This window comes from Marivirga aurantiaca (assembly GCF_016679925.1).
Classification (GTDB): domain Bacteria; phylum Bacteroidota; class Bacteroidia; order Cytophagales; family Cyclobacteriaceae; genus Marivirga; species Marivirga aurantiaca.
Window position 1 is genome coordinate 1 of the sequence record NZ_JAEQBW010000030.1, and the last position, 1284, is coordinate 1284.

The window sequence follows — 1284 nt, forward strand, 5'->3', positions numbered from 1 at the left end:
GGTAATGATGTCAAAAATAGTTGGTGATTTTTATCTAGTAATTGTATTATCTTAGGATTGTAAATCTGAAGAGGAAGTAGGCTCTGCTGAGGAGCAACCTATCAGCAATAAGGTTTACCAACTGGAATGACCTCCCTTTTGGGGAGGTTTTTTTGTTTTCATTCTGGTTGCATATGGCTAAAAAAACCTATTGCTTATTTTTAAAGTAGAGATACCATTGGATGTATTGTCTTCGGTGTAGTCGGGAAAGTCCTCTGTGCACATTAAGGTGTCCTTTTAAATGACCAAAAAAGGATTCCAGGCCATTAGTTGATTTTGGTATTCTGTTGTTTTCAAGGTATTTGAACATATCTGGAAGTGCTCTTTTGATGGTCATAAAGACTCTTCTAACCATTTTATGGGTATACCAATACCTGCCTGTTTCTGGGTTTATGCTTTTTTGATTAATATAATCTTTATTGATTTCATGCCACTTTACCACGCTTACAATCCAGTAATCCCTTTGCATATGATTTTCTATCAAGTGCAGCTTGGAGACAATTTTTCTCAGGTCCTTGCCTGCATCACTTTTAGGATTACCGGATAGCCAGTTCAAACTCATCCGTTGAATATGAATAAGGCACCTTTGAAGCGTTACTTCGGGACAAGCGTGTTTTATAGCTTTTAATATAGCCCTATGTCCATCACAGGTGATGCTTTCAATCTTAACCCCCAATTGTAGCAGGTTACCCAGGTCTTCAGCCATTTCTTCAAACCATTCTCCGTTAGTTAAGCGATAAAGTTGGGTGAATTTAATAGTGTTGTCTCTATAGAGGATCAAACACAGGTCATTATTAAAGTAAGTGCCATCAATTAATAGATTGACTCTTTCAGATGGGAAAACACTCAGGACTGGAGCTATGGATAAGTATTGATAAAAATATCTGTTCAAGGTTCTGACCGAATATCCGCTTGATTTAGCAAGTTGATTTAAAGTCCATCTTTCAATTACCCATTTCCTGAACCAAATGAACTGATTGGCTTTTTTTACACCATCATTGGAACCACTAAATAAGATCCCGCAATTCTTGCATTTATAGCGTTGCTTACCAGCTTGTTTGCCCCACTTTATACTTGAAGTAAACCCACAAGCCCAACATCTTTTTTTGTACTTTTCATATACAAAAAAAAGCTCATTGAAACACATTTCAATGAGCTCTAGTCAAAATAAGTATATCTATCTTAATATCAGTTGTTTACAATCAGTTTTAAGGCATTTTACCAACTATTTTTGGCAATTAAATC

Annotated in this window: 1 protein-coding gene; it reads right to left on the reverse strand. The window is 36.1% G+C overall.

What is annotated here, in order from left to right:
• Positions 1–187: 187 nt before the first annotated feature.
• Positions 188–1186 (reverse strand): IS256 family transposase, variant Zn-binding type, encoded by a 999-nt coding sequence (locus JKA74_RS20635; protein WP_236587997.1) that lies wholly within the window; start codon positions 1184–1186, stop codon positions 188–190.
• Positions 1187–1284 lie beyond the last annotated feature (98 nt).